At 66.7% G+C, this 22,631-nt stretch carries 19 protein-coding genes; 13 read left to right on the top strand and 6 right to left on the bottom strand.

Features of this window, described 5'->3' with window-relative positions; genetic code table 11:
* Together BMW87_RS00635 and BMW87_RS00630 are read right to left on the bottom strand one after the other, a co-directional pair.
* Entirely contained in the window at positions 1–861 is an 861-nt protein-coding gene (locus tag BMW87_RS00635; RefSeq protein WP_093073396.1) for an alpha/beta fold hydrolase, read from the bottom strand.
* Positions 858–1,418: a cytochrome b gene (locus BMW87_RS00630; protein ID WP_093073394.1), complete on the bottom strand. Its 561-nt coding sequence runs from the start codon at positions 1,416–1,418 to the stop codon at positions 858–860. The genes BMW87_RS00635 and BMW87_RS00630 overlap by 4 nt, the downstream gene beginning before the upstream one ends.
* Positions 1,419–1,561: 143 nt before the next feature.
* Here BMW87_RS00630 and BMW87_RS00625 point away from each other — a divergent pair, with 143 nt between their 5' ends.
* Both BMW87_RS00625 and BMW87_RS35730 read left to right on the top strand, forming a co-directional pair.
* On the top strand, positions 1,562–3,025 hold the full coding sequence (locus BMW87_RS00625; RefSeq protein ID WP_093073392.1) for a glycosyltransferase family 2 protein: 1,464 nt from the start codon (positions 1,562–1,564) through the stop codon (positions 3,023–3,025).
* A gap of 191 nt (positions 3,026–3,216) precedes the next feature.
* Complete coding sequence (locus BMW87_RS35730; protein WP_371258761.1) at positions 3,217–6,222, top strand: glycosyltransferase; 3,006 nt, start codon at positions 3,217–3,219, stop codon at positions 6,220–6,222.
* Positions 6,223–6,250: 28 nt separating this feature from the next.
* Here BMW87_RS35730 and BMW87_RS00615 read toward each other — a convergent pair whose 3' ends face one another.
* Positions 6,251–7,084 (bottom strand): DODA-type extradiol aromatic ring-opening family dioxygenase, encoded by an 834-nt coding sequence (locus tag BMW87_RS00615; RefSeq protein WP_093073390.1) that lies wholly within the window; start codon positions 7,082–7,084, stop codon positions 6,251–6,253.
* Positions 7,085–7,195: 111 nt separating this feature from the next.
* Between BMW87_RS00615 and BMW87_RS00610 the strand changes: the two genes are divergently transcribed.
* Both BMW87_RS00610 and BMW87_RS00605 read left to right on the top strand, forming a co-directional pair.
* Positions 7,196–8,140 (top strand): LysR family transcriptional regulator, encoded by a 945-nt coding sequence (locus BMW87_RS00610; protein ID WP_093073388.1) that lies wholly within the window; start codon positions 7,196–7,198, stop codon positions 8,138–8,140.
* A 21-nt stretch (positions 8,141–8,161) separates the two neighbouring features.
* Positions 8,162–10,018 (top strand): ABC transporter ATP-binding protein, encoded by a 1,857-nt coding sequence (locus BMW87_RS00605; RefSeq protein WP_093073385.1) that lies wholly within the window; start codon positions 8,162–8,164, stop codon positions 10,016–10,018.
* A gap of 6 nt (positions 10,019–10,024) precedes the next feature.
* Here the strand turns inward: BMW87_RS00605 and BMW87_RS00600 are convergent, their stop codons facing one another.
* The gene (locus BMW87_RS00600; RefSeq protein ID WP_256216613.1) at positions 10,025–10,468 is read right to left on the bottom strand and encodes a VOC family protein; all 444 of its coding nucleotides are present in this window, start codon (positions 10,466–10,468) and stop codon (positions 10,025–10,027) included.
* 56 nt (positions 10,469–10,524) lie between these two features.
* Between BMW87_RS00600 and BMW87_RS00595 the strand changes: the two genes are divergently transcribed.
* From BMW87_RS00595 to BMW87_RS00585, 3 genes are all read left to right on the top strand, one after another.
* Positions 10,525–11,133 (top strand): TetR/AcrR family transcriptional regulator, encoded by a 609-nt coding sequence (locus BMW87_RS00595; protein ID WP_093073383.1) that lies wholly within the window; start codon positions 10,525–10,527, stop codon positions 11,131–11,133.
* Between the two features lie 351 nt (positions 11,134–11,484).
* A complete protein-coding gene (locus BMW87_RS00590) occupies positions 11,485–12,882 on the top strand; it encodes a DUF2868 domain-containing protein (RefSeq protein ID WP_093073381.1) in 1,398 nt (465 codons plus the stop codon).
* Positions 12,879–14,291, top strand: a complete 1,413-nt coding sequence (locus BMW87_RS00585) for a GTPase/DUF3482 domain-containing protein (protein WP_093073379.1) — start codon at positions 12,879–12,881, stop codon at positions 14,289–14,291. The genes BMW87_RS00590 and BMW87_RS00585 overlap by 4 nt, the downstream gene beginning before the upstream one ends.
* On the opposite strand, the gene BMW87_RS00580 is transcribed toward BMW87_RS00585, so the two are convergent.
* On the bottom strand, positions 14,288–15,277 hold the full coding sequence (locus BMW87_RS00580) for a sialic acid TRAP transporter substrate-binding protein SiaP (protein ID WP_093073377.1): 990 nt from the start codon (positions 15,275–15,277) through the stop codon (positions 14,288–14,290). The two genes, BMW87_RS00585 and BMW87_RS00580, sit on opposite strands and share 4 nt — an antisense overlap.
* 179 nt (positions 15,278–15,456) lie before the next feature.
* On the opposite strand from BMW87_RS00580, the gene BMW87_RS00575 reads away from it, so the two are divergent.
* The 3 genes from BMW87_RS00575 (at position 15,457) to BMW87_RS00565 (ending at position 18,572) form a co-directional block, all read left to right on the top strand.
* A complete protein-coding gene (locus BMW87_RS00575) occupies positions 15,457–15,975 on the top strand; it encodes an O-acetyl-ADP-ribose deacetylase (RefSeq protein WP_093073375.1) in 519 nt (172 codons plus the stop codon).
* Positions 15,976–16,041: 66 nt separating this feature from the next.
* A complete protein-coding gene (locus BMW87_RS00570) occupies positions 16,042–17,796 on the top strand; it encodes an IlvD/Edd family dehydratase (protein WP_093073373.1) in 1,755 nt (584 codons plus the stop codon).
* Between the two features lie 5 nt (positions 17,797–17,801).
* Complete coding sequence (locus BMW87_RS00565; protein ID WP_093073371.1) at positions 17,802–18,572, top strand: class I SAM-dependent methyltransferase; 771 nt, start codon at positions 17,802–17,804, stop codon at positions 18,570–18,572.
* 10 nt (positions 18,573–18,582) lie between these two features.
* Here BMW87_RS00565 and BMW87_RS00560 read toward each other — a convergent pair whose 3' ends face one another.
* Positions 18,583–19,401, bottom strand: coding sequence for an SDR family oxidoreductase (locus BMW87_RS00560; RefSeq protein WP_093073369.1), 819 nt, complete (start codon positions 19,399–19,401; stop codon positions 18,583–18,585).
* 76 nt (positions 19,402–19,477) lie between these two features.
* Here BMW87_RS00560 and BMW87_RS00555 point away from each other — a divergent pair, with 76 nt between their 5' ends.
* The 3 genes from BMW87_RS00555 (at position 19,478) to BMW87_RS00545 (ending at position 22,623) form a co-directional block, all read left to right on the top strand.
* Positions 19,478–20,425 carry an AraC family transcriptional regulator gene (locus tag BMW87_RS00555; protein WP_093073367.1) on the top strand — a complete coding sequence of 316 codons (948 nt, stop codon included), beginning with the start codon at positions 19,478–19,480 and terminating at the stop codon, positions 20,423–20,425.
* 106 nt (positions 20,426–20,531) lie between these two features.
* Positions 20,532–21,971: a glycerophosphodiester phosphodiesterase family protein gene (locus BMW87_RS00550; RefSeq protein WP_093073365.1), complete on the top strand. Its 1,440-nt coding sequence runs from the start codon at positions 20,532–20,534 to the stop codon at positions 21,969–21,971.
* A 28-nt stretch (positions 21,972–21,999) separates the two neighbouring features.
* Entirely contained in the window at positions 22,000–22,623 is a 624-nt protein-coding gene (locus tag BMW87_RS00545) for a PAQR family membrane homeostasis protein TrhA (RefSeq protein ID WP_093073363.1), read from the top strand.
* The last annotated feature ends 8 nt before the right edge of the window (positions 22,624–22,631 follow it).

Below are 22,631 nucleotides of genomic sequence, written 5' to 3'. Positions count from 1 at the left end.
TCAGCGAAAGAACTCCAGCAGCCGCGCATTGACTTCGTCGGCGCGCTCGTACTGCGCCCAGTGCCCGGCGCCGTCGATCACCACGCCTTCGCGCCCCGGGCCTTCGGCCACCAGCCGCGCCACCAGCGGGCGCGGGTCGGCGGTGACGTCGTACTCGCCCCACAGCAGCAGCGTAGGCACGCCCAGCGTACCGAGCGCCTGCTGCAGCCCGCCCGACTGCGACACCTCCTTGCTGCGAAAGCGCGTGCCATGGCACGAGATGTCATGGATCTCGAAGGCCAGCGCGTCGATGGCTGCCGGGTCGTGCAGCATCAGCGCGGCCAGGTTGTTCAGCAATGCGGCGCGTTCCGCCTCTCGGTCTGGGGCGGCGCGCCAGTTGATCATCTGAGCCGTCATGCGCCGCAGCGTGCCGTGGCCGCCGCTGCCCACGAGCGCGAAGCGGCGGATGGCTCCGCGTCGCACTGCGAACCGTGCAGCCGTCAAGCCGCCGAAGGAGAAGCCGCCGAGGTCGATGGGCGTGCCAGCGCCGATGAGCTGGTCGAGCGTGCCGCCGAGCGCATCAAGCAGCGGTGGCAGCGAGTCTTCGCCCGGCGCCACGCGCGGCGGCGCATCGGATTCGTTGAAACCTGGCATGTCGGGCAGCCACAGCGTGCGGTCGGCCGATAGCGCCTCGGCGTTGCGCAGCCAGTGCATCCAGCTGCCATGGCCGCCGTGCAGCAGCACCAGCGGGGGCCGGGCGGTGTCGGTGCCGAAGCGGCGCCAGCGCACGCGCACGCCCTCGTGCACCGGGTCGTAGTGGGTCGACAGCGCGTCGATGCGGGCGATGGCCTCGCGGGCCTCGGTTTCTTCTTGTGTGGTCATGGCAGCATCCGCTGGAGTTCGGCCTCGCCGTCGAAGAATTGGTGCTTGAGCGCGCCCAGCACGTGCAGCGCGAAGAGCACGTAAAGCACATAGCCCGCCCAGACATGCACGCCGCCCAGCACGGTGTGCCAGGTTTCCTTCATGGTGGGCTCGATGGCCATGATCCAGCCGATGCGCGGCCATTCGAACAGGCCGAAAAGCTGCATCGGGTGGGTGGCGGCGTCTTTCCAGGCCGAGTCGTGCATCCAGCCCGACAGCGGCAGCAGGATCATCAGCAGATACAAGGCGCCGTGGGCCGCATGCGCCGCGAACCGTTCGAGCGCACCGTACGAGCCCGGCATGGCCGGCGGCTTGTGCGTGGCGCGCCACAGGAGCCGCAAAATCACCAGGCCCAGCACCGTGATGCCGATCGACTTGTGGGTGTCGACGGCCGGGCGCACCCAGTCGTCGGGGTAGTGGTCGACCAGCAGGATCAGGGCGATGTTGACGGCCATGAGCACGGCTATCAGCCAGTGCAGCGCGATCGCGGTTCGGGTGTAGCGGGTTTGTGCGAGCATGCGGGGAATTTTCGGGCGTGGGGCGACTCAGTCGATGACGCGTGCGATTGTCCCGGCTTTGCCTTGGGACTTTCGAAACCGCAGGCCGAGTTTTTGCGTATCGACAACGAACCACCGACCGACAGCCGCCCGGGCACCTTCTCTTGAACGATCCTTTCCAAAGCGCCTTCGTGGCCGCATCGCCGCGCCTGTCTCCACCCAGCACGCCACTGCGAAGCTGGCTCATTCATGGAAGCGTGCTCGTGCTGTGGGCACTGCTCTTCGCCATGGCCTTCAAGGTCGGCAACGTCGGAGCCTGGTCGGTGGGGGTGGCCTACGTGCTGTACGACACCGTGCTGCTGCTGTTCGTCGCCTGGATGACGCTACCGATATTGCGGCCCCGGCCCTCTCCTTCCCCTGCGGCCGCGGTGAGGCGCAACACGCTGGGCGTGATCGTCGCCTCGCACAACGAGGCCGCCGTGCTGCCCGTGACGCTATCTGCCCTGCTCGGCCAGACCGACGCACCCGACCGCATCGTGATCGCGGACGACGGTTCGACCGATGGCACGGCAGAGCTGCTGACCACGCACTACGGGCTCGTCGCGCCCGAACTTGGTTCGCTGAGCGCTGCCAGTGCAACACACCCCTCTCTTTACTGGCTGCGCCTGCCGCACGGCGGCAAGGCAGTGGCACTGAACGCGGCCGTCCTGTGCATCGACACCGACACCGTGCTCACGGTCGATGGCGACACGCTGCTCGACAGCCATGCCATCGGCGCCGTCCGCCGAGCCTTCTCCGAAGAGCCGAACCTCGTCGCCGCTACCGGCGTCATCACCCCGGTGTGCAGCCGCTCGCTGGCCGGCCGCTGCTTCCAGTGGTTCCAGACCTATGAGTACATCCGCAACTTCCTCTCGCGCTATGCATGGATGCGCGTCAACGGCCTGCTGCTGATCTCCGGCGCCTTCGCCGGCTTCAGGACCGACGCGGTGCGCGCCGTGGGCGGCTTCGACACCGACTGCCTGGTGGAAGACTACGAACTCATCCATCGCCTGCACCGCCATGCGCAGGCGAACGGCCTGCCATGGACAGTGCGCGTGCTGGGCGACGCACAGGCACACACCGATGCCCCGAGCAGCACCGGCGCCTTCCTGCGCCAGCGCCGCCGCTGGTTCGGTGGCTTCCTGCAGACGCAGTTCTGGTATCGAGCGATGGTTGGTGACCGGCGCTACGGCTGGCTCGGCGTCGCGATGCTGCCGGTGAAGGCCATCGACACGCTGCAGCCGCTCTACGGGCTGGCCGCCTTCGGGCTGCTGCTGATGTATCTGGTGCGCGGTAACTTCGGCGTGCTGGCGCCGGTGGCCGGCGTGATCGGCGCGAAGATCGTGCTCGACCTCGCCTTTCACCTGTGGTCGGTGTACCTGTACCGGCGCTGGATCGGCCACAGCAGCGAAGCGAACATGGCGCAGGCCTTCATGGCTGCGCTGGTCGAGCCGTTCACCTTTCAGATCCTGCGCCACACGGGTGCGGCCTGGGGTTGGTGGACTTTCCTGACGGGGCGCGGTACGTGGGGGCGGCAGACGCGCGTGGGGTTGGTCGATGCCGATGGTGCGCGGCGGGGCCCGCACTAGTGCGTCAGGCGTAGACACACGCATCCACCGTTGGCGTTCGTGAAGTCAGCCGCGCGAACACTCGCGCGCTGAAGACAAAGTGTTGCTCAATCTTTTGACCAGATTGACAGCAAGACTTGGGAATCACCGGAGGTTTCGCATCAAGCGAAATCCCGGTGGTTCTTTGTCACTTCACTCACGTTGGACGCCAGATGCTGTCACTCGCCCAATCTCGAGAACCCGAACTCCTCGACGAGAGGCCCGCCCGTCAATCCCGTTCGGCCACACCAGCAGACCCGACGCTGTGGGAACTCTATGAGTCACACCGAGGCAAGGTCTCGGACAAGTGGATGCTCTACCTTTCGGAGTACGAGCGACTGCTGGCGCCGCGGCGCCCATCGGTCATGCGCATGCTGGAGATCGGCGTCCAGAATGGTGGATCGCTGGAAATCTGGGCGCGCTACTTCCCCGAGCTTCGCCGATTGGTCGGATGCGATATCAATGCCGACTGCGCAAGACTCTCCTTCGAGGACGCCCGCGTCTCAGTGGTGCTCGGCGATGCCAACACCGATGCCGTCGCCAAACGGATCACCGCGCATTGCGAACGCTTCGACCTGGTCATCGACGATGGCTCGCACCTGTCGGGCGACATCGTCCGGTCGTTCTGCCGCTACTTCGATCATGTGACGGACGGGGGCCTCTACATCGTCGAAGACCTTCATTGCAGCTACTGGCACAGCCATGAGGGCGGGCTTTTCCATCCGACTTCGCCCATGGCTTTCTTCAAGCGCCTTGCGGATGTGCCGAACCACGAGCACTGGGGCGTGAGTCGCACGCGCAGGGATAGCCTGCATCTCTTCCTCCAGGCCCATGGCGCAGACATCGACGAGGCAGTGTTGAGCCGCGTGCACTCGGTGGAGTTCATCAACTCCATGTGCGTGATCCGCAAGGACGCACCGTCCGCCAATGTCCTCGGCCAGCGCTTCATCGCCGGTCGCGAGGAGCCCGTGGTCACAGGGCTTGTGCCCCTGCACCTGAAGGAGCCCATTCGTACCGATGAGCAGTTCAACCCGTGGGCCCGCACGAAAGTGGAGCGGGAGAAAACGCTGGCAAGCGCCCTGGAGGCTTGCGAGCAGCGATGCGCGACCCTTTGCGAGCAGCTTGCGCAACGCGAGTGCGAACTCGCACAGGTATCGGCCACTTCCGATAGAGCGCTCAAAACCCTCGACATCACGCGCGCGCAACTGGCCGAGGCCGACACCCAACGCCACGCCCTGCTGCAATCGACCAGTTGGAGGGTGACGGTGCCGCTGCGATGGCTGGGACGACAGGCGCGTCGGGCCAGGCGCGTGCCGCGACTGCTGTCCGCCGTTGCGGCGCAACGCCGTGGTGCGGTCCAGACGGTCCGTTCCGCAGCACGGATCTATCGAGAGTCTGGTTTCGGCGGGGTCGCTCGTGCGGCTGCAGCCTTGGAAGCTCGTGCCGCGCAGGCCACAACAAACGACGCGCCGCCCTATGCGCGCTGGGTCGAGCGCTATGACAGCATCGATGAAAGAAAACGCGCCGACTTGCGCCGGCACCTGGCACAGCTGCCTCGGCAGCCGCTGATCTCCGTGGTGATGCCGACCTACAACGCCAACCCCGCTTGGCTGCGCGCGGCCATCGAGTCGGTAAGGGGCCAGATCTATCCGAACTGGGAGCTCTGCGTCGCGGACGACGCATCCACTGACCACAGGGTCCGGAAGGTGCTCGACTCTTATGCGCACGACGTGCGGATCAAGGTGATCTACCGCCCGGAGAACGGGCATATCTCGGCCGCCTCCAACAGCGCTCTCACTCTCGCCGAGGGTGAATGGATAGCGCTCCTGGACCACGACGACCTGCTGAAGGAGGACGCACTCCTGTGGATGGCCGACGCGATTGTTCGTGCGCCCGAAGCGCGACTTTTCTATTCCGACGAGGACAAGCTCGACGCGAGCGGTGAGCGTTTCGATCCCTACTTCAAGCCCGACTGGAATCCGGACCTCTTCTATTCGCAGAACATGTTTTCGCACCTGGGCCTGTACCACGCTGAGTTGGTGCGGCAAGTGGGCGGCTTCCAGGTCGGCATGGAAGGCGCGCAGGACTATGACCTCGTGCTGCGCTGCATCGAGCACGTCGCGCCAGAGCAGATCCGGCACGTTCCGCGGGTCCTGTATCACTGGCGCGCTCACGCGGAAAGCGCAGCGGGCAATGTCGACGCCAAACCCTACGCGCAGCTTGCCGGCGAACGCGCGCTCAATGAGCATTTCCAGCGCCGTGGTATCCAGGGTTTCATCGCACATTCGGACAACGGCTACCGGGCGCACTACGCGTTGCCCGAAGTCCGCCCACTGGTGACGCTGATCATCCCCACACGCAATGGCCTGTCGCTGCTGCGCCGCTGCATCGGCAGCATCCGGACGCGGACGGACTACCTGAACTTCGAGATCCTGGTGATCGACAACGGCTCCGACGAACCTGAGGTCCTGGACTATCTCGACGAGCTTTCGAGCCAACGCGATGCCAGGGTGCTCCGGATCGACGGCCCTTTCAACTACTCCGCGCTGAACAACCGCGCCGTGGCCCACGCAAAAGGCGAACTCGTCGCACTGCTGAACAACGACACCGAGGTCATCTCACCGGATTGGCTGTCTGAGATGGTCTCCATCGCATTGCAGCCCGGGGTGGGCGCCGTCGGTGCGAGGCTCTGGTACGCCGACGATACGCTGCAGCACGGCGGTGTCGTACTCGGCATCGGCGGCGTGGCAGGCCACAGTCACAAACGGCTGCACAGGCAGGGCCTCGGCTACTTCGGGCGTGGCAGCCTCATCCAGACATTCTCGGCTGTGACCGCGGCGTGCCTGGTGGTTCGCCGCTCCACCTACCAGGCGGTGGGTGGCCTCGACGAAATCAACCTGAAGGTGGCATTCAACGATGTCGACTTCTGCCTGAGGCTGCGCGCGGCCGGGCTGCGCAATGTCTGGACGCCTTATGCCGAGCTCTACCACCATGAATCCGCCACTCGCGGTTCCGACGAGGCACCGGAAAAGCAGCAGCGTTTTGCAGCGGAGGTGCACTACATGCTGGACCGATGGGGTGACGAACTGCACTGCGATCCTGCCTACAACCCCAACCTGACGCTGACGACAGAAGACTTTGCGCTGGCGAGCCCGCCGCGCCTGTCGACTCCCGCCTGACGCTGCGGCGTGCCAGGCCGCAGTCAGCTCAAGCGCCGAAGCGGAAGCTCGACACCACCAGACCGCCCATGAAGGCGTCTTCGTGGTACACGCGCTCGCCAGCCTCTGCCTCGGCCGCTCCGACGGCCACCATCAAAGGAATCAGATGCTCTTCACGCGGATGCGCCATGCGCGCCGCCGGGGCTGAATCCCAGTCGAGCAATTGCGCGCTGCGCTCGCCAGCGGAGCTCTTCACCACCGCCTCATCGAGCCAGTCGTCGAAAGCCTTCGACACCCCATGCGCCTGCGGGCCGAAGTTGCGCAGGTTGTGATAGCTCAGCCCGCTGCCGACGATCAGCACGTTTTCGTCGCGCAGCGGTGCGAGTGCGCGGCCCAGCGCTAGGTGCTCGGCCGGGTCGAGCCCGCGCCGCAGCGACAGCTGCACCACCGGCACGTCGGCCTTCGGGTACATCGCGGCCATCGGCGCGAACATGCCGTGGTCGTAGCCGCGCTCGGGATCGATCTGCACCGGCAAGCCGGCAGCAGCGATCAGCGACTGCACGCGCTGCGCGAGTTCGGGCGAGCCGGGCGAGTCGTAGTGCACCTCATAGGTGTGGGCCGGGAAGCCGCCGTAGTCGTAGATCATTGGCGGCTTGGCGTTGCCCTGCACCGTGAAGGCAGGTGCCTCCCAATGCGCCGACACCATGAGGATGGCGCTGGGCGTGCGGCCGATCTGGCGTGGCATGTCGGCCAGCGAGGCGGCGAGCTGGTCGTAGGTCGGGCCCATTTCCTTCTTCATCCAGGGCCAGGGGCCGCCGCCGTGCGAGATGAAGTACGTGGGCAGGCGCGAAGCGTTGTTCGCGGTGGTGTTGTCGTGGGTCAAGCCGATGCTCCTTGAAAGCGTTGCATCGACTGTAGACATTTCCTGCAGGGAAATCGACAGGCTACGATGCATCGAATCAGTTCCTCACAGGAAAGCTTGAAGGATGCTCACATGGACCGGATGACCAGCCTGCGGGTGTTCCGCGAAGTCGTGGAGGCGGGCAGTTTCGTGGCTGCGGCCGAGCGGCTGAACATGTCGCCGCCAATGGCCAGCAAGCACGTGGCGCAGCTTGAGAAATCGCTCGGTGCGCGGCTGCTGCACCGCTCCAGCCGCCACCTGAGCCTGACCGAGGCTGGCACCGCCTGGTACGAGCAGAGCCGCCGCGCACTCGACCTGCTCGACGCGGCCGAAGCCGCCATCGGCCAGACGCACGACACGCCACGCGGCCAGCTCAAGGTGAGCGCGCCCGTGTGGTGCGCCACGCCGCGTTTCGCGCGGGTGCTGGCCGACTATCGCGAGAAGTACCCGGAGGTGCTGGTCGACATGCACCTGGAAAACCGCAAGGTCGATCTTGCGGCCGACGGCTACGACCTGGCCTTGCGCGCCACGCAGGAGCCCTCGCCCGCCTTGATCGCCAGGCCGCTGTGCCGCGTGCCCTTCTTCCTGGCGGGTACACCGGCCTACCTGAAGCGCATGGGCGGCGTGCCAGCCGTGCCCGCCGACCTCGCGAAGCTGGGCGCCATCGTGCCGAGCTACGTGAACCTGGACAACCTCGCGCTCAAGGGCCCGGGCGGGCGGATGTTTCCGCTGCGGCTGGCGCCCGCCATGCGCTCCGACGACACCACGCTCACGCTGCATGCGGTGCACGCGGACATGGGCATCGCCTTCATGCCGCTGTGGCTGATCGACGACGACATCGCGCAGGGCCGGCTGGTGCGGCTGCTGCCGGAGTTCGAAGCCACGCCCGTCACGCTCTTCGCGGTGTACACCAGCAGGCAGTACATGTCGCCCAAGCTGCGTACTTTCATCGACTTCCTGGGCGAGCGGCCGGGCCTGGATGCGCCACCGAACGCACCTTTTCGGGGCAAGGTCATGCAGGCGCGGCTACAGTCCTGAGCTCTCCGGGAGACTCAGTCCTTGTTCCGCTTCTTCGAAAAACTCCTCCATCCGTACCCCGCCGCCGAACCCGCATTGCCGCCGCAGGGCTTCCTTGCTTTTCTCTGGGCCTGCACGCACGGCGTGCGCGGCAAGATCGCGGCAATGGCGGCGCTCACCGCCGTCATGTCGATCTTCGAGGCGGCGCTGTTCGCGATCCTCGGGCGCATCGTCGACTGGCTCGGCCCACAGGTGCCTGCGCGCCTGTGGGCAGACCGCGGCACCACGCTCATGTGGCTGGCCACGTTCCTGGTGATCAGCATCGGCGTGGTCGCGCTGCAGACCATCGTGAAGCACCAGACGCTCGCGGTGAACCTGCCGATGCGCCTGCGCTGGAACTTTCACCGGCTGATGCTGGGCCAGAGCATGGCCTTCTACCAGGACGAGTTCGCCGGCCGCATCACGGCCAAGGTGATGCAGACCGCGCTCGCGGTGCGGGACACCGTGTTCGTGCTGGCCGACGTGCTGGTGGCCATGGGCGTGTACGTGGCCACCATGATCATCCTGGTGGGCGTGCTCGACGCGCAGCTGGTGTGGCCCTTCATCATCTGGCTGGCGCTGTACATCGGCTCGCTGGTGTACTTCGTGCCGCGCCTGGGCAAGGTCGGCAAGGCGCAGGCCGACGCCCGCGCGATGATGACCGGCCGCGTGACCGACGCCTACACCAACATCGCGACCGTCAAGCTGTTCTCGCACACGCAGCGCGAGGCCGGCTTCGCGCGCGACGCGATGCGCGAGTTCATGAAGACCGGCTACGGCCAGATGCGCCTGGTGAGCGCCTTCGAAATCGTCAACCACACGCTGAGCATGGGCCTCACGGCCGGCATGGCGGGTGTGGCACTGTGGCTGTGGTCGCACGGCACGGTCGGCGTGGGTGCGGTGGCCGCGGCCACGGCAATGGCGCTGCGGCTGCAGGGCATGTCGCACTGGATCATGTGGGAGATGACCAGCCTGTTCGAGAACATCGGCACCGTGCAGGACGGCATGAAGACGCTGTCGCGCCCGCGCACCGTGCTCGACGCGGCCGATGCCTCGGTGCTCGACGTGCCGCGCGGCGAGGTGCGTTTCGAGCATGCGAGCTTCCGCTATGCCGACGCAGGCCGCCGCGTGATCGACGACCTGAACCTGACAGTGAAGCCGGGCGAGAAGATCGGCCTGGTCGGCCGTTCGGGCGCGGGCAAGTCGACGCTGGTGAACTTGCTGCTGCGCTTCCACGACCTGGAAAGCGGCCGCATCCTGATAGACGGGCAAGATATCGCGCACGTCACGCAGGACTCGCTGCGCAGCCACATCGGCATGGTCACGCAAGACACCTCGCTGATGCACCGCTCGGTGGCCGACAACATCGCCTACGGCCGGCCCGACGCCACGCATGAGCAGATCGAGGCGGCCGCCGGGCGTGCGGAAGCGCACGACTTCATCCAGACGCTGGGCGACGCGAGCGGGCGCCGCGGCTACGAGGCACATGTGGGCGAACGCGGCGTAAAGCTCTCGGGCGGCCAGCGCCAGCGCGTGGCCATTGCGCGCGTGATGCTGAAGGACGCACCGATCCTGCTGCTCGACGAAGCCACCAGCGCGCTCGACTCGGAAGTCGAAGCCGCCATCCAGCAGAGCCTCTACACGCTGATGGAAGGCAAGACGGTGATCGCGATCGCGCACCGGCTGTCGACCATCGCGGCGATGGACCGGCTCATCGTGCTCGACGAAGGCCGTGTGGTTGAAGAAGGCGACCACCGCACGCTGATGGCGCAAGGCGGCCTGTATGCGCGGCTTTGGGCGCACCAGAGCGGCGGCTTCCTCGGCGACAGCCTCGAGGAAGACGAAGCACTGCGCGCCTGATCGTTGTCAGGTCGGCAACGCGCCGGCCTCGTATTGCGCAGCGAACTCCCCGCTCGGCGGGATCGGCTTGATGATGTCGATCAACACACCGTTCGGGTCGCGCGTGATGAAGTGGCGCTGGCCGAAGGCCTCGTCGCGCAGCGGCAGCAGGATCGGCAGGCCGGCGGCCTTCAGCCGGTCGTGCACCGCGTCGGGGTCGTCCACCTCGAAATTCAACAGCGTGCCGCCAGCCACCTGCCCGCGCGCGGCCGCCGGAATGGTTTCGTGCCGGCCGTCGAGCACGGCGAGATTCACCGAGGGCTCGTCCGCCAGTTGCAGGTGCACATACCAGTCGCTCGTGAACAGCGGCGTGAAGCCGAAGTGCGCCTGGTAGAAGTTCGCCGTTCTCGCCACGTCGTTGGTCATGAGAACGGGGTAGTAGCTCGTCACTTTCACGATGGGTCCTTTCATTTAACATACAGGCTGCATGTAAATTTGAATATAACTTACAGACAGACTGTATGTAAATGGCCGATTCACCCACCCCAGTCCGAACCAATCGTGAACGTACGGAAACCACCCGCCTTGCGCTGATCGAGGCGGCGCGTGCGCTCTTCGTCGGCAAGGGCTACGGCGATACCTCGACGCCGGATATTGCGACGGCCGCCGGCATCACCCGCGGCGCGCTGTACCACCACTTCGCGGACAAGCGCGACCTGTTCCGTCAGGTGCTGCTGCGCGAAGGCGAAGCCGTGGCCGCCGACATCGAGGCGGCCACGCCCGAGCAACTATCGCCGCGCGAGGCGCTGCTCGAAGGCAGCAAGGCCTATCTGAACGCGATGACGGCGCCGGGCCGCACGCGGCTGCTGCTGATCGACGGCCCCGCGGTGCTGGGCATGGCCGAAGTCATGGCCATGGACGATGCGACCTCGGCAAAGTCGCTGCGACAGGGGCTGGAGCGCGCCGGCCTGGGCAAGGACAAGGGCGAGGCGTCGCTCGACGCCCTGACCCCGCTGCTCGCGGCGGCCTTCGACCGGGCCGCGCTGGCCATCGACGCAGGCGCGGACGTAGAGGAAACCCGTACGGCGATGCTGTGGCTGCTCGAGCGGGCGCTCGGCCCGGTCAGGAAGCGCTGATGCGGGACATGTCGTGGGCCGATGCTTCGCACGCGCCTACATCGCACGCCGCCCCCTGCCGACAGTGATGCCGCGAACGCGGCGCAATGCTGGACTCATCTTCAACCCAGAGGAGTCTTCGCGTGAATTCCATCATCTACATCGTCGGTCTGGTCGTGGTTGTCGTAGCCGTGCTTTCGTTCTTCGGCCTTCGCTGAGACCGGGCACGCGCCACCGACTCCCGCACCATGCACAACGGGGCCGCTTGCGGCCCCGTTTCTTGTCGTGGCCGCCCGAAGCTCGCCGGGCATAATTTGCGCGCCCCGGCGCCGTGCGGGGCCTCATTGACCGATTGGCTGCGAAGGGACCCTGTTGACCAACACCGCGCTGCGCGAATCTGCTTTTCCGGATGCGGTGATCACCGAGGCGATCCGATGGACCGAACAGAGCGGCCCGCTCGACGACGCGCAAGCCCTTCGCATCGCCGCCTCGCGCACAGCCGATGCCCACGGGCAGATCACCGAACGCGCGCTACAGCTCGGCGAGCGCATCGGCCTGCAGCCTGAACTCGCACGTGCCCGGCAGTGGGCGCCGTGGGTGCTGCTCGCGCTGGTGGCGCTGATCGTCATGGCCGGTCTCGGGCTGGCGGGCAGCGTGGTCGGCGGCGGCGAGCGCCACATCAACGTGATCGTCGCGCTCGTGAGCCTGCTGGGCCTGCACGCGCTCACGCTGCTGCTGTGGCTCGCGGGCCTGTGGATGCCGCTCGGCTCGTTCAATACCGCATCGCTCGGCTGGATCTGGCTGTCGCTCACGGCGCGGGTGGCGGGCGGCAAGCGTGGACAGGCGCCGGTGCTGGTGCGCGCGGCCACGGGGCTGCTGTCCCGCGCAAAGCTGTTGCCATGGGCCTTCGGGCTGGTGAGCCACGGCATCTGGTCGCTGTCGTTTGCCGTGGTGCTGGCCGCGATGCTATTCGCGCTCGCGTTTCGCAGCTACACGTTGAGCTGGGAGACGACGATTCTTGACCCGGACTTCTTCGTGCGCGTAGTGCAGGTGCTGGGCTGGGCGCCAGCGAAGCTCGGCTTTCCGGTGCCCGATGCCGCCACCGTGCTGGCCGCAACTCCCGGCGCTGCAGGCCAGCGCACCTGGGCGCTGTGGCTGACCGGCTGCATCGTCGTCTACGGGCTGCTGCCGCGCGTCGTGCTCGTGCTGCTGAGCGCCTTCGTCTGGAAGCGCCGCCGCAAGGCGCTGCAGCCCGACTGGCGCGAGCCCTACTACCGCAAGCTGCTGGCCCGCTTCGCCGCGTTGGCGCCGGCGGCCATCGTCGATGCCGATCCAGGTCGCACGCACAGCGCCCTGCCCGCGGGCCTGCCTGCCTCGGAACTGCATGACGCCCTCTTCGTCGTCGGCTTCGAACTGCCGCCCGACATGCCGTGGCCTCCAGCCGCCCTGCCCGCCGGCGTCGAGACGCAGGCGCAGCGCATCGACGGCAGTGCGCCCGCGCGCCGCGCCCTGCTCGACCAATTGGCCCATACCCATCCGCGCACGGTACTGCTGGTGTGCCACGCCGCATCGAGCCCCGACCGCGGCACCGAACGCTTCCTGCGCGAAGTGCTGGCGCATTGCGGCGAGTGCCGCCTGTGGCTGGCCGACGCACCCGGTGCGAGCGCCACGCAGCGATGGCTCGACTGGCTGCGCGACACTGGCCTGGAGCGCATCACCGCCAGCGATCGCCTGGACATCGCCTTGCCGGAAAGCGCGATCGCCCCATGACGCAACAGCCCATCCGCATCGCCGTCGTCGGCCACACCAACGCCGGCAAGACTTCGCTGCTGCGCACGCTCACGCGGCGCATCGGCTTCGGCGAGGTGTCGCAGCGCCCCGGCACCACGCGCCATGTCGAATCGGTCGACCTCGACGTGAACGGCGAAGCCGCCGTGCGCTTCTTCGACACGCCGGGCCTCGAAGACGCCGTCGCGCTGCGCGAGCACCTCGCCGGCTTCGATGCGCAAGCGACGCCCCCCGACCGCATCCGCCAGTTCTTGCAGGGCCCCGAAGCCCATGGCGTGTTCGAGCAGGAGGCCAAGGTGCTGCGCACCATGCTCGACATTGACGCGGCCTTTCTCGTCATCGATGTGCGCGAACCGGTGCTGCCCAAGTTCCGCGACGAGATCGAGCTGCTCAACTCCTGCGCGCGCCCCGTGCTGCCGGTGCTGAATTTCGTGCGCGATGCCGCCAGCCGCGAGCCCGCGTGGAAAGAGCTGCTCTCGGCCTACGGCCTGCACGTGCAGGTGCGCTTCGACGCGGCCGCCCCGTTCGTCGGCGCCGAGCAGGACTTGTACAACGACCTCGCCACGCTGCTGCGCGAGCGCCGCGACCTGCTGCACGGCGTTGTCGATGCACTGGCCGACGAAGCGGTGCAGCGCCGCCAGTCCGCCTGCACGCGCATCGCCGCCCTGCTGGTCGATGCCGCTGCGGTGCGCCGCACGGTGTCCTCCACCGAATTTGCCGACGCCGCGCGACGGCAGGCCCTAGTCGCCGCGTTGCAGAAGGCAGTGTTCGACAAGGCCCAGCGCTGCACCGACGACCTGCTCGCGCTCTACGGCTTTCGCCAGGGCGACGCCGATGAGGCCCCGCTGCCGATGATCGAAGGCCGCTGGACGCTCGACTTCTTCAGCCCCGAAGCCATGAAGGACGCGGGCCTGCGCCTCGGCAAAGGCGCGGTCATCGGTGCGGCGGTGGGCGTGGTCGCCGACCTGGCCGTGGCCGGCATCTCGCTCGGCGCGGGTGCGGCGCTGGGCGGAGCCATCGGCGGTGCGGTGTCGCAGGGCTGGGGGCCGCTCGGCCGCAAGCTGGCCAACAAGCTGCGCGACGTGCACGAACTCACCGTGGAAGACGGCGTGCTGTTCACGCTGGTCGCGTGGCAGCTGAAGCTCACGCAGGCGCTGGAGCAGCGCGGCCATGCGGCCACGCAGCGCATCGCCGCCGAATCGCCCCAGGACGGCGATTCCCCCACGCGAGCCGCCGCGGCCGCGGTGCGCGGCGCGCAGCCGGCACGCAACCATCCCGAGTGGGAATCGACAGGCATTGCAACGCGCAGTTTCTGGCGCCCCTCGCCCCAGCGCGAAGCGCTCGTGGCCGAGCTGTCACAGACGTTGCTTCGCGCTTTCGAAGCGCCTTAATTCGCCCCTGCCAGCGCCTGCAGCTTTGCGTAGTCGCCCGGCCGCGCCCCTACCTGCTCGGGCGTCGAGCGCTTGACGATCCGCTCCAGGAACAGCTGCCGGTTGACCGGCGCCACGGTCATGCCCTTGTCGCGCAGGAACTTCTCGTCCTCAAGCTCGCCGGCGATCACGCCGACGTTGGTCCACTTCGCGGTTTCCACCAGTACCTTCTCGACCATCGCCTGCTGCGCCGGCGCGAGCCTGGCCCATGCGGCCTTGCCGATGACGATGCCCAGCGTGTCGTAGACATGCGCCGTCAGCAGCACGTACTTCTGCACCTCATAGAGCTTCTTCGACTTGACGATGTCCAGCGGGTTTTCCTGCGCCTCCACCTCGTTCTTCTTGAGCGAGCTGTAGAGGCTCATGAAAGGCAGCGTCACCGGCTTGGCGTCGAGCGCGGTAGCAAACAGCTGGTAGGCCGCGGCGGCAGGCACGTAAAGACGCAGGTCGCGGAAGTCTTCGGGCTTCGACAGCGGCTTGGCCGACGTGACCTGGCGCGCGCCGTAATACACGGCGGCCACCATGCGGTTGCCGCTCCGCTCGTTGTAGCCCTTCATCAGGTCGGCCAGCAGCGGGCTCGCCAGGTACTTGCGCATATGGTCGAGGTCCTTGAAGGCGAAGGGATAGCTCCCCAGGCTCAGCGGCGGATAGCCCTCGGCCAGCGTGGCCTGCCCGACGTAGGCGATCTGCACGGAGTCGTTCGCCAGCATCAGCGGAAAATCGGCCTCCTGCCCCAGCTTGGAAGACGGCACCACCTCGATCTTGATCTTGCCGTCGGACTGTTCGGCGATCTTGCGCGCCGCAAGCTCTGCCTGCTGGTGGAAGATGCTCGTGGGCTCGTAGACATGGCCCCACTTGAACTGCAGCACCTGCGCATGGGCGGCTACCGCCCCTGCGAGCGCCATGCAAAGAACACCGGCGCGGCGCCATGGCAACAAGCTTTTCATCGACTCTCCCTCGGGTTGAGAACAGTCCGGCCGTATGCAAGATCGACGCCATGGCAGCGGACGGACGCCGGGCAAATGCGCCCGACCCGGGAATCGTAAATATTTGCAACAAACATCGAAAGCGGGTTTGCCCGACTCCGGCCCGCGCGCCTACGATGCCAGCCCCGAGCCACCGCACCATGACGACCACCCTTCGCGCCATCCGCGCCGACATCACCACGCTGCAGGTCGACGCCATCGTCAACGCCGCCAACTCCTCGCTGCTCGGCGGCGGTGGCGTGGACGGCGCGATCCATCGCGCCGCAGGGCCGGAGCTGGTGCACGAATGCCGGCTGCTGGGCGGCTGCAAGACGGGCGATGCCAAGCTCACGAAGGGCTACCGCCTGCCTGCCCGCTTCATCATTCACACGGTCGGCCCTGTGTGGCGTGGTGGCGAGGCGGGCGAGCCCGAACTGCTCGCGTCGTGCTACCGGCGCTCGATGGCGCTCGCCGCCGGGCAAGGGGTGGGCAGCATCGCGTTTCCGAGCATCAGCACGGGCATCTATGGCTATCCCGTCGAACTGGCGGCAAAGGTCGCGGTGAGCACCGTGCGCGAAGTGCTGGCGGTCGTCACGTCAGTGGAGGAAGTCGTCTTCTGCTGCTTCTCGCCGGACGACCTTGCTGTCTACGAGGCTGCACTGGCCGAAGGCGCGCGCTGAAAGAAAAGCCAGAAAAGCTGTCAGCGAGTCAAATACCAGTTCCGACGAACAACAAAACCACGTCCCATGTCCGAATCTCCCTTCGAGCCCGACGACAACACCGACAACAGCAACGCGGGCATGCGCAAGGGCCTGACCAGCTATGGCGACCGCGGCTTCTCGCTCTTCCTGCGCAAGGCCTTCATCAAGGGCGCGGGCTACACCGATGCGGCGCTCGATCGCCCCGTGGTCGGCATCGCCAACACCGGCAGCGCCTACAACCCCTGCCATGGCAATGCGCCTCAACTCATTGAGGCCGTCAAGCGCGGCGTGATGCTCGCGGGCGGCCTGCCGATGGACTTTCCGACCATCTCGGTGCACGAGAGCTTCGCCGCGCCGACCAGCATGTACCTGCGCAACCTGATGTCGATGGACACCGAGGAGATGGTGCGCGCGCAGCCCATGGACGCCGTAGTGCTCATCGGCGGCTGCGACAAGACCGTACCGGCGCAGCTCATGGGCGCGGCCTCCGCCGGCCTGCCGTCGATCCAGCTCATCACCGGCTCGATGCTCACGGGCAGCCACCGCGGCGAACGCGTGGGCGCCTGCACCGACTGCCGGCGCTACTGGGGCAGGTATCGCGCGGGCGAGATCGACGCCGAGGAAACCGCCGACGTCAACAACCAGCTGGTCGCGAGCGTGGGCACCTGCTCGGTGATGGGCACGGCCAGCACCATGGCCTGCATTGCCGAGGCGCTGGGCATGACGATGCCGGGCGGCGCCTCGCCGCCAGCCGTAACGGCCGACCGCATCCGCATTGCCGAGCAGACCGGCGCGCAGGCCGTGCAGATCGCGCGCGACCGCCTCACCATCGACAAGGTGCTGACCCCCGCCGCCTTCGAGAACGCGATGCGCGTGCTGCTGGCCATCGGCGGTTCGACCAACGGCATCGTGCACCTCGCGGCCATTGCCGGCCGCATGGGCCTGGACATCGACCTGCTCGCGCTCGACCGCATGGGCCGCGAAACGCCGGTGCTGCTCGACCTGAAGCCCTCGGGCCAGCACTACATGGAAGACTTCCACGCCGCCGGCGGCATGGCCACACTGCTGCGCGAACTCAAGCCGCTGCTGCACCTCGATGCACTCACGGTCACGGGCCGCACACTGGGCGAGGAAATCGAGCGCGCAGGGCCAGGCTTCAGGCAGGACGTGGTGCGGCCCGCCAGCCAGCCGATCTATCCGCAGGGCGGCATCGCGGTGCTGTGGGGCAACCTGGCGCCAGGCGGCGCGATCATCAAGCAATCGGCCGCCGACCCGGCGCTGATGGAGCACGGGGGCCGCGCCGTGGTCTTCGAGAACGCCGAAGACCTGGTGCAGCGCATCGACAGCGACGCGCTCGACGTCACGCCGCAAGACGTGCTGGTGCTCAAAAACATCGGCCCCAAGGGGGCGCCTGGCATGCCCGAGGCGGGCTACATCCCCATTCCACGCAAGCTCGCGCGCGCCGGCGTGAAAGACATCGTGCGCATCTCCGACGGTCGCATGAGCGGCACCGCCTTCGGCACCATCGTGCTGCACGTGACGCCCGAGTCGGCCATCGGCGGGCCGCTGGCGTATGTGCGCAGCGGCGACCGCATCAGGCTCAGCGTGGCCAAGCGCGAGATCTCACTGCTGGTGACGGACGAAGAACTGGCGCGCCGAGCGGAAGAGACGACGGTGGTCGAACCCACCGCCGAGCGCGGCTACAAGAAGCTGTTCCTGCAGACCGTGATGCAGGCCGACAAGGGCGTGGACTTCGACTTTCTTCGCGCGCCGAACACCGTGGGCAAGGTGCCACGATAAAGCGCATGACCGACGATTTCTACGACGAGCTCGCACCGCTCTATCACCTGATCTATCCGGACTGGAACGAGAGCATCCGCCTGCAGGGCGACAAGCTCTCGCAACTCATCGAGGCCGAATGGCCCGGTGGTGGCGCGCATCGCAAAGTGCTCGACGTGTCGTGCGGCATTGGCACGCAAGCGCTCGGGCTCGCGGCACTCGGCCACGTGGTGACGGCCTCCGACCTGTCGGCCAACGAGATCGAACGCTCGCGGCATGAAGCGAAACTGCGCGGCCTCGACATCGCTTTCTCGGTGTGCGACATGCGCGAAGCGCACACGCATCACGGCAGCGGCTTCGACATCGTGATGTCGTGCGACAACTCGATGCCGCATCTGCAGACCGACGCCGACCTGCGGACCGCCCTGCGCCAGATGACCGCCTGCCTGCGCCCCGGCGGCGGCTGCGTCGTCAGCGTGCGCGACTACGCGAAGGAAGAGCGCGGCAGCAACATCGTGAAGCACTACGGCGCGCGCGTGGAGAACGGCCAACGCCATGTGCTGTTCCAGGTCTGGGATTTCGATGACGGAGGCACGGGCGAGCACTACGACCTTGGCTTCTTCTTCGTCACGGAAGACCTCGCCACGCACGCAGTGAGCACGCGCGTGATGCGATCGCGCTACTACGCCATATCGACGACGCGGCTGAGCGAGCTCATGCAAGAAGCGGGGCTGCAGAACGTTCGGCGCATCGACGGCGCGTTCTTCCAGCCGGTGCTGGTGGGTACGCGGCCCTGAGCGCCTCGACTCACCTCTTCATGCGCAGCATCGACCGCATTCCCGTCAGGAATTGCTCGTCGGTGCTGTTCCACCGTGCATTGGCCAAATGGGCACTGTCCGGTCCGGCCGGGAAGCGCAGCGCTTCCGACTCTTCCGTAGCAGCAGCGAAGACGGCCGCCGCGACCTGATCCGGAGTCGTCACCGCGCCGGCAGTCCCGAACTGCGCCATGAGCTGCCCTGCATACGCCTGGTACGGCGGCGAGATCAAGCCGTTCATGCGGTCCATGCCGTTTGCCGTGAAGGCCGTCCCGGGACCATAGCCGGGCTCCACGAGCCTGACGTGCACACCAATGGATTCGAGTTCGAAGAACAGGGCCTCGGTGAACCCTTCGATGGCGAACTTGCTCGCCGCGTAGGGCGCAACCATCGGCATGCCGGCGAAGCAGACGCTGGAGGTCACGTTGACGATGGCCCCTTCCCCGCGCTCGCGCATGAGCGGAATCATGGCCTGGGTCATTGCCATGACGCCGAAGGTGTTGGTCTCGAACACCTCGCGCACGGTTTCCATTGGCGTCACCTCGAAGGCCGAGAACAAGCCGATTCCCGCGTTGTTCACCAGCACATCGATCTTGCCGAAGGCGGCGATGCCTTGGCCAATGGCTTGCACGATGCTGTCGTTGTTCGTCACGTCGAGCTGGACCACGCGCAAGCGCTGCGAAGGCTCACCCAGAAACGCCGGATCCGGTTTGCGCATCGTCGCGACGACGTTCCAGCCTTGCTTGAGGAAATGCTCTGCCGTGGCTTTGCCGTAACCCGAAGAGCAGCCAGTGATAAGTACAGTTTTCATGTTCGATGTCCTTTGAAGATCGGTCCGATGCTAGGGTTCTTGACCAAGACGATCCATCCCGCCTAATCTCGATTTCATGCGCGATCGTCTAAACGCTGACCCACTGGCTTCCATCGTGGCTTTGCTCCGTCCACGAACCGTTCTGTCGAAGTTCGTCAGCGGCGCGGGTAGCTGGGCAGTGCAATACCCGAACTACGGACAGCCCAGCTTCTGCCTGATGCTGAAAGGCTCGTGCTGGCTGAGCCTGGACTCGGCTGAGCCCTTCCTGATGGAACCCGGGGACTACGTCTTGCTGCCGGCAACGCCCGGCTTCCGGATGGGCAGCGACCTCGAGGCCATGGATCGCCCCACGATGCGCATCGCAGATGCCAGCCCGGCGGGAGAGATCCGCCATGGCACCCAGGGTGACGAGGCGGCAGTCAGGATGCTCGGCGGCTACTTCCTGTTCGACCCGACGAGTGCCCCGCTGCTGGTGGGGCTCCTGCCGACAGTGGTCCACATCAAGGCCGCTGACAGCGGAGCGGCGCGCTTGACGTGGATTGCGCGCGCCATCGATGAAGAGAACACGACGCCAAGACCCGGTGGCGACGCCATCCTGACGCGCCTTGTCGAGATCATGCTGATCGAGGCCCTGCGCTGGCGGCCGACACAAGACGACGCGCCGATTTCCGGGCTCCTGGCGGGCCTGGCAAATGCGCGAATGGCGGATGCGCTGCGGCTTATTCACGAGGACGTGGCACGGCGCTGGACCATCGAGGATCTCGCAAAGAAAGTCGGAATGTCGCGCGCCGCATTTGCCGCCCGCTTCACACAGATTCTTGGTGTGCCCCCGATGGAGTACGTGCTGCGATGGCGGATGGCTCTGGCCAAGGACATGCTGTGGCATAACGGTCTTTCGCTTGGAGAGGTCGCGCATGCAATCGGCTATCAGTCGGCAAGCGCGTTCAGCACTGCCTTCAGCCGCTCGGTGGGGCTGTCTCCAAGCACGTTCGCACGCACTGGTCGCACCAACGCGCCTGCGTGATTTCAGGGCTCGTCAGCGGGCACTCGCTGGTCACTGTCCCGTCACGGGGCAAACCTAGCATCCGGCGGCTTTCGTTTCTCTTTCAACAAATATTCGAAAACTTCACATGAAAAAGAACGTTCCCGCGCCCGCGCCCCGCCCGGTTCGCGCCGCCATCGCAACCATCGGTGGCTGCCTCGTGATAGCCGCCTGTGGTGGCGGCAACGACGGAGGTGTCTCGTTCCCGGTCCTCCCGCCGGCACCGGCGCCCGCACCCGCCCCGGCTCCCCCTGCCCCCGCACCGCTGGGCACGCTCGACGGCTCCGTGCCCCTGGTCATCGGCCATCGCGGCCTGCCGGGGCTGTACCCCGAAGAAACCAAGGTCGCCTACGAAGCCGCGGCCGATGCCGGCGCCGATTCGCTCGAGACCGACCTGCACCTCACCAAGGACTGCGTGCTCGTCGCACGTCACAACCCCTGGCTCAGCGACAACACCAACATCGCCGCCGTCGCCGCGACCAACACCACCGTTGCGGGCCGCAAGCGCACCGTGCCCGGCGTGCTGGTCGACGTGAAGTACCCGGCCATCGAGGCCAACGGCCCGGCCCAGTACCTGAGCGACCTGACCGACCCGAGCGATCCGAAGTCGGTGCTCAAGTCGCTCATCGTCGACGGCGAGGACCACACCAACGACTGGTCCATCACCGACTTCACGATGGACGAGCTGCGCCAGTGGATCCGCGGCACCACCTACGACGCCAAGGACCAGCGCCCCACCGACCTCAACGGCAAGCTGCCGATCCTGAGCTTCCAGGAAGTGATCGACATCGCCAAGGCCAAGAGCGCCTCCACCGGCCGCACGCTCACCGTGTACCCGGAAACCAAGAACCCGATCTGGAACAACGCGCAGGCCATTGCCAACGGCTGCGGCCCTGCTGGCAGCCATCCGCTCGAAGACGCGCTGCTGAAGATCATGAACTTCAACGATCTGAACCGGAAAGACGCGCCGATCTTCGTGCAGAGCTTCGAGCCCGAGAGCCTGAAGTACCTGCGCTCGGCCGGCATGAAGGCCCGCGCCGTGCAACTGGTGGACGGCAACGACGTCAACTACCAGACTGGCGAGATGATCTACGTCACCAAGGACGTCTACACCTTCGTCGACGGCCGCCCCTACAGCTGGACGCTGGCCGGCAACCCCAAGTGGTTCGGCGAGATGCTCACGCCCGCGGGCCTGGCCGACGTGAAGACCTATGCCGACGGCATCGGCCCGTGGAAGCCGCAGGTCATGGCCCACACCATCGTGCCCTTCGTCACGCCCAACAAGGGCCTGGCCGACGTGAACACCATCAAGCCCACCAGCCTGATCGCCGACGCGCACAAGGCCGGCCTGTTCGTGCACAGCTACACCTTCCGCAACGAGGCGAAGTACCTGGCCGGCATCTACAAGGGCGACCCGACAGCCGAGTACCTGGCGTACTTCCGCGCCGGCATCGACGGCGTGTTCTCGGACTTCGCGAACACGGCGTTCGCGGCGCGCAAGACGTACCTGAAGGAAACGGGCCGCTGAGGCAGAACGGCGAAAGGCAGCCAGCACGATGTACCCCGGAGAACGACTCAACGGATACAGCCACCTGCTGGGCCTGCTGCTCGCGCTGCCTGCAACGGCGTTGCTGCTCGCCAAGACCTTGCCCACCGGCGACCCCGCGCGCATCGCGGGAGCGCTGGTGTTCTCACTCTCGGCCGTGGCCCTGTATGCGGCCTCCACCCTCTTCCACAGCACGCGCGGGCGGCTCAAGCGCATGTGGGAGCGTGCCGACCACTGCGCCATCTACCTGCTGATCGCCGGCACCTACACACCCTTTGCGCTGGTCACGCTGCAAGGCCCATGGGGCTGGCTGCTGCTGGCGACGATCTGGGGCGCGGCGCTCTTCGGCATCTGGCGCGAGCTGATGCCGGCCAAGGGCGGCGGGGCGAAGAAGCCCTCGCTGGCGCTGTACATCGGAATGGGATGGCTCGGCGTGCTGGCCGCCGTGCCGCTGGCCGCGCGGCTCGACGGCGCGGGGCTCGCATGGCTGCTGATCGGCGGCGTGCTCTACACGGCGGGTACCGTGTTCTATCGCAACAGGCAAGGCTTCCGGCACGCGCACGGTGCGTGGCACCTGTTCGTGCTGGCAGGCACTGCGAGCCACTACGTGGCGGTGGGCTGGTTCGTGCTGTAGGGGCCCGC

The organism is Variovorax sp. OV084 (assembly GCF_900111625.1).
In the GTDB taxonomy this organism is placed as follows: Bacteria; Pseudomonadota; Gammaproteobacteria; order Burkholderiales; family Burkholderiaceae_C; genus Variovorax.
This window is presented reverse-complemented; position numbering and strand designations above follow the sequence as displayed.

What these genes read in the sequence shown, in the direction of transcription:
- BMW87_RS00570 (WP_093073373.1), top strand. Translation starts at nt 16,042, where the DNA reads ATGTCCGAATCTCCCTTCGAGCCCGACGACAACACCGACAACAGCAAC.
- BMW87_RS00580 (WP_093073377.1), bottom strand. Translation starts at nt 15,277, where the DNA reads ATGAAAAGCTTGTTGCCATGGCGCCGCGCCGGTGTTCTTTGCATGGCG.
- BMW87_RS35730 (WP_371258761.1), top strand. Translation starts at nt 3,217, where the DNA reads ATGCTGTCACTCGCCCAATCTCGAGAACCCGAACTCCTCGACGAGAGG.
- BMW87_RS00600 (WP_256216613.1), bottom strand. Translation starts at nt 10,468, where the DNA reads ATGAAAGGACCCATCGTGAAAGTGACGAGCTACTACCCCGTTCTCATG.
- BMW87_RS00610 (WP_093073388.1), top strand. Translation starts at nt 7,196, where the DNA reads ATGGACCGGATGACCAGCCTGCGGGTGTTCCGCGAAGTCGTGGAGGCG.
- BMW87_RS00560 (WP_093073369.1), bottom strand. Translation starts at nt 19,401, where the DNA reads ATGAAAACTGTACTTATCACTGGCTGCTCTTCGGGTTACGGCAAAGCC.
- BMW87_RS00595 (WP_093073383.1), top strand. Translation starts at nt 10,525, where the DNA reads ATGGCCGATTCACCCACCCCAGTCCGAACCAATCGTGAACGTACGGAA.
- BMW87_RS00545 (WP_093073363.1), top strand. Translation starts at nt 22,000, where the DNA reads ATGTACCCCGGAGAACGACTCAACGGATACAGCCACCTGCTGGGCCTG.
- BMW87_RS00575 (WP_093073375.1), top strand. Translation starts at nt 15,457, where the DNA reads ATGACGACCACCCTTCGCGCCATCCGCGCCGACATCACCACGCTGCAG.
- BMW87_RS00630 (WP_093073394.1), bottom strand. Translation starts at nt 1,418, where the DNA reads ATGCTCGCACAAACCCGCTACACCCGAACCGCGATCGCGCTGCACTGG.
- BMW87_RS00635 (WP_093073396.1), bottom strand. Translation starts at nt 861, where the DNA reads ATGACCACACAAGAAGAAACCGAGGCCCGCGAGGCCATCGCCCGCATC.
- BMW87_RS00585 (WP_093073379.1), top strand. Translation starts at nt 12,879, where the DNA reads ATGACGCAACAGCCCATCCGCATCGCCGTCGTCGGCCACACCAACGCC.
- BMW87_RS00550 (WP_093073365.1), top strand. Translation starts at nt 20,532, where the DNA reads ATGAAAAAGAACGTTCCCGCGCCCGCGCCCCGCCCGGTTCGCGCCGCC.
- BMW87_RS00565 (WP_093073371.1), top strand. Translation starts at nt 17,802, where the DNA reads ATGACCGACGATTTCTACGACGAGCTCGCACCGCTCTATCACCTGATC.
- BMW87_RS00555 (WP_093073367.1), top strand. Translation starts at nt 19,478, where the DNA reads ATGCGCGATCGTCTAAACGCTGACCCACTGGCTTCCATCGTGGCTTTG.